General features: G+C 36.5%; 2 protein-coding genes. Both read left to right on the top strand.

Annotation, left to right across the window (positions count from 1 at the left end):
• Positions 1 to 33: 33 nt before the first annotated feature.
• A complete protein-coding gene (locus tag ACP6PM_RS03130; RefSeq protein ID WP_426581763.1) occupies positions 34 to 2,622 on the top strand; it encodes an ABC transporter transmembrane domain-containing protein in 2,589 nt (862 codons plus the stop codon).
• A gap of 564 nt (positions 2,623 to 3,186) precedes the next feature.
• A complete protein-coding gene (locus tag ACP6PM_RS03125) occupies positions 3,187 to 5,058 on the top strand; it encodes a beta-barrel domain-containing protein (protein WP_426581761.1) in 1,872 nt (623 codons plus the stop codon).
• Positions 5,059 to 5,115: the final 57 nt, after the last annotated feature.

Raw genomic sequence — 5,115 nt, 5'->3', positions numbered from 1 at the left:
CTTGCTGCTAAAAGCTCTGGGTCTTCTTAAGATTTGTTTTACAAACAGTCTCTCAGACTGCTAGATAATAGTGGTGAATTAATTACCACCTTGAATGGAGGAGCGACATTTGGGGAATGTACTATATTTCCCAATGCGGACTTTTTACCCTACTCAGCTAGAGCATCGGTAAATCTGAAACTTTGCTATTTGTCGGGCAAAACTCTCGCCCCACTGATAGAAAAATATCCTCAAATTCGAGAACATTTGTACGAAGTTGCTCAAAAGCAAAATTCCCTACAGGTAAAATCAGATAACCTACCAATTCCTTTGGGGCAAACTTCTCAATTATCTGCCACCTCTAATGATAATTTCCCAACTACTGCCAAATTTGAGAATAGACAAAATAGAGATACTTCTCACAAAAAGATTAGAAAAGCCTATTTTCCCAACCCTAGTCAAAGAGTAGGTCATCTACTACAGCGAATCACCAGACGTTATCCATTTTTTGCTCAACAAAGTGCTTCAGACTGTGGTGCTGCCAGTTTAGTTATGGTTGCTCGTTATTGGGGAAAGCGTTTTAGTGTTAACCGAGTGCGAGATATTGCTAATGTAGACCGTAATGGTGCTTCATTGCGGGGGTTATCAGCAGCAGCAGAAAGTATCGGGTTTGCCACCAGACCAGTTAGAGCAAGTCTTGACCAACTTGCCAAACAAAAATTACCTGCTATTGTTCATTGGGAAGGTAAGCATTATGTCGTAATCTATGAAGTCGGCCAAAAGAATGTTGTTGTAGCAGACCCTGGTATTGGTCAACGCACCCTGACCCACAGAGAATTTAAAGATAGTTGGACAGGTTATGCTTTGCTCCTCCAACCCACTGCTTTAATCAAAGAAGCTAAAGAAACGGTTACTCCATTCTGGCAGTTTTTTGAATTAATCAAACCTCATGGGGGGGTATTATTAGAAGTATTTATTGCTTCTGTAATTATTCAAATTTTTGGATTGATTACACCTTTATTTACTCAACTATTGTTAGACCGGGTGGTAGTGCAGGGTAGCACCATAACTTTAACTGCTGTAGGTTTAGGTTTGATTATTTTTGGTCTGTTCCGAGTTGCGATGAGGGGGTTACGCCAATATCTGCTTGACCATACAGCGAATAAAGTTCATGTTGCATTAATTGTCGGATTTATTCGTCATACATTCCGCTTACCTTTGAACTTTTTTGAGTCTCGTTATGTGGGGGATATTATTTCTCGCGTTCAGGAAAACCAGAAAATTCAAAGATTTTTAACTGGAGAAGCACTGTCAATTTTACTAGATTTGTTGACAGTCTTTATTTATGTAGGGCTAATGTTTTGGTATAGTTGGAAAATGGCTTTACTGGCGTTAGTTATTATACCACCGTTTGTATTGTTAGCCCTAATTGCTACTCCCTTCTTACGCAAAATCTCTAGGGAAATTTTTGGTGCATTAGCAGAGGAGAATAGTTATTTAATTGAATCCCTTTCCGGTGTCCGTACTGTTAAGTCAATGGCAGTTGAGCAAACAGTGCGCTGGCGGTGGGAAGAATTTCTGAATAAGTCTGTAAGAAAAAACTTTTCTGGGCAAATTATTGGTAACCGACTGCAAATATTTAGTTCTGGGATAGAATCTTTGGTGACTACAGGTTTACTTTGGTTTGGCGCGTGGTTAGTAATTCAGGGAGAATTGACTATTGGGCAGTTAGTTGCTTTTAATATGTTGATAGGTCATGTAATTACTCCCTTCCAGCGATTGACCGTACTCTGGAATCAGGTGCAGGAAGTCATTATCGCTATAGAAAGAATCAACGATGTCATTGATACTGACCCAGAGGAAGATTTGCAACATCAAGCCCGACAGTCGGTTATTGGGTTGCGCGGTCATATTCGGTTTGATAATGTGACTTTCCGTTATCATCCCGAGAGCGATATCAATGTTTTGGAAAATCTCAGTTTTGAGGTCGAACCAGGGCAAACTGTAGCATTGGTTGGGCGCAGTGGTTCGGGAAAAACGACTATTTCTAAGTTGGTATTGGGGCTTTATCCTCCTACCGATGGCAAAATTTTGATTGACGGTCAGGATATAACAACTTTATCATTATCATCCCTGCGTCAGCATATTGGCGTAGTTGACCAGGATACGTTTTTATTTGGCGGTACTATTCGAGAAAACTTGAGTATTGCTCACCCCTCAGCTACTTTGACAGAAATTATGCAAGCAGCAAAATTAGCTGGAGCAGATGATTTTATTAAAAAGTTACCGATGGGTTATGAAACTCAAATTGGCGAAGGGGGTGGAATGTTGTCTGGGGGTCAAAGACAAAGATTAGCGATCGCTCGTGCTTTGTTGGGAAATCCTCAATTATTAGTATTAGATGAAGCTACCTCTCATTTAGATGCTGAGTCAGAGCGAATTATTCAGACAAATTTTAATAAAATACTTCAAGATAGAACTACATTAATTATTGCTCACCGTTTATCTACCGTGCGTCAAGCGGATTTAATTTTAGTATTAGATAAAGGGGTGTTAATTGAGCAAGGGAAACATGAAGAGTTAATGGCAAAACGAGGTCATTACTATTATTTGAATCAGCAACAATTGAGTGTAGCTGCTTAAAGTATTAGCTTATATCATGTTCATTCAAAAATCAATAATTAGCTATTCTTATACACAAGAGAATTAGGTTAAAAGGAATTTTTCTGATTTTTTATATTATGTTCGGAGAATCAATTATAAAAAAGTATTAGTTTGTAGTTGTGCTTGAACCAGCTAAATGTCTATCCATTTCTAAAGCCCAACAAAAGAGCCTAATTATAAGTATTCAACCGAACATGATATTATCCATGAATGGATAGGCTTTATACCTGATTAATTTTCATGGTTTTACAGGAAAATTATGCTTGTAGTTGGGCTTGGGCAAGTCAAATATTTATCCTAGGGCGAGATTCAAACTACAAACAAAGGATTTACTATCGCTAATTATCTGATTTGTTGGGAACCGTACATGATATTAGTTATTAGTTATTAGTATTTAGCTAACTGCTTTTTTGTTTTGAATTAGTTTGATTTTAGTAGTCTATCAAAGTTAGATTCTTCGGTAGCTGGAGAGCCAGACTCCCCTTGCAAAATAGATTTATCTTATCTATAAAAAAATAATCTATTTAAGGAATAAATTAAATTATGCCTCAACTAAATTCACCAGAAAAAATCGAATCTAACGGTCATAAACAATTAGATACTGACCTAGTTACATTAGATAAAAATACTCTTAATTATCGTCCTCCTACCCAAACTTTATTAACTGAAAATACAGAAAAATCTAGTGCAGATTGGTCTTATGCTACTAAAGAATTGCTAGATGCTTTACCTCAAAGATGGACGAGAGGACTACTATATTTTCTCGTGTTGTTTGTGACAATTGTATTGCCTTGGTCGATGCTGGCAAAAGTAGATGAAACTGGTATTGCTAGAGGTAGATTAGAACCACAAAAAGGTACTTTAAAACAGGAAGTTGATTTTGCAGAGACAGTCAAAAAAGTTCATATTGAAGAAGGAGATACAGTTAAAGCAGGAGATATTTTAATTGAGTTTGACTCCAGACAAATTCAAGATAGACTGCAGCAACTTCAGATTAAATTAGAAGGCCAAAATAATCGCCTGACACAATTAGAAAAACAGAAAGGTCAATTAGAAATAGAACTTCAGACTCAGCAACGGCAAAATCAATCTCAAAAGTTAGAAAAGTTAGCTCAAATCGAGCAAGCGAAACGGAATTTACAGTCTCTAAAAACTGTATATAATATTCAGAAAGAAGAAAAATTATCTCAAGTTCATCAAGCCCAACAAAACCTTGATGCTTTAAATAGAACATCAAGCTTACAACAAGAAGAAAAATTAGCTCAAGTTCATCAAGCCCAACAAAATCTTGCTGATTTAAACAGCAGTTTTAATTTACAACAAGAAGAAAAACTTGCTCAAGTCAGTCAAGGAAAACAACGTTTACAAGATACAAAAACTGCCTTAGAATTAGCAGAAATTAGGTGGCAAAAATCCCTGCGAGAAGTAAATAGATATCGTAGTCTTTGGCGAGAAGGTGTAGTAACTGAAATTCAGGTAGTTGAATATGAGGATGTATCAGAAGAAAGACAAAGATTATTAGAACAATCTCAAGCAGATTTAGAACAAGCAAAATTGCGTTTACAAGAACAGGAAGAAAATTACGAGCGGGTAATTCATCAAGCAGCAGCCGATATTAAACAAGCCGAATTACGCCTAACAGAACAGCAAGGTAGTTATAATCGAATCCTGCATCAATCTAAATCAGATATCGAACAAGCTGAATTACGTTTAGCAGAACAAAAAAGTAGTTATGAACGAATTATTCATCAAGCTGCATCAGAAATTGAGCAAGCAGAATTACGTCTGGGAGAACAAGAAAATAATTATCAAACTATTATTCATGCAGGTGAAATTGCTATCTCAAAAATCAAAGAACAACTCAAGAATATGGATACTCAAAAAACAGGTTTAACCTCAGAAATTGCTCAAACTGAGAAAGAAATTGAATCTTTAAATTTTGACTTAGAAAAGCGAACAGTTAAAGCTAAATCTCATGGTACAATTTTTAATCTACCCGTAGATAAAGTGGGAGATGTGGTACAACAAGGAGAGATGGTTGTAGAAATTGCTCCTAAAAATTCTTTTTTGTTATTAAAGGCAGAAATGGCAACTGGAGAAAGTGGTTCTCTGCGGGAAGGAATGGCTGTTAAATTAAAATTTGATGCCTATCCTTTCCAGGATTATGGTATTGTAGAAGCAAGTCTGGAAAAGATTTCTCCTACTTCTGAAATTCAAGAAACTAATCAAGGTCCTGTAGCGACTTATGAGTTAGAAATTGAGTTAGAACAAGGTTGCATTCCCACAAAAAATGAATGTATTGTTCTGCGTCCTGGAGACACTGCAACTGCTGAAGTTATTGTGCGTCAGCGTCGAGTAATTGACTTTATTATCGATCCGTTTAAAAAATTACAAAAAGGCGGTTTAGAACTATAAATATAATGGATAATGGATAATGGATAATGGATAATGGATAATGGATAATGGATAATG

Origin of the sequence: Dapis brunnea BLCC-M229, assembly GCF_050015995.1 — a bacterium.
Classification (GTDB): domain Bacteria; phylum Cyanobacteriota; class Cyanobacteriia; order Cyanobacteriales; family Microcoleaceae; genus Trichodesmium.
Note: the sequence above shows the minus strand (reverse complement) of the source record. Positions and strands in the feature narration are given on the sequence as shown.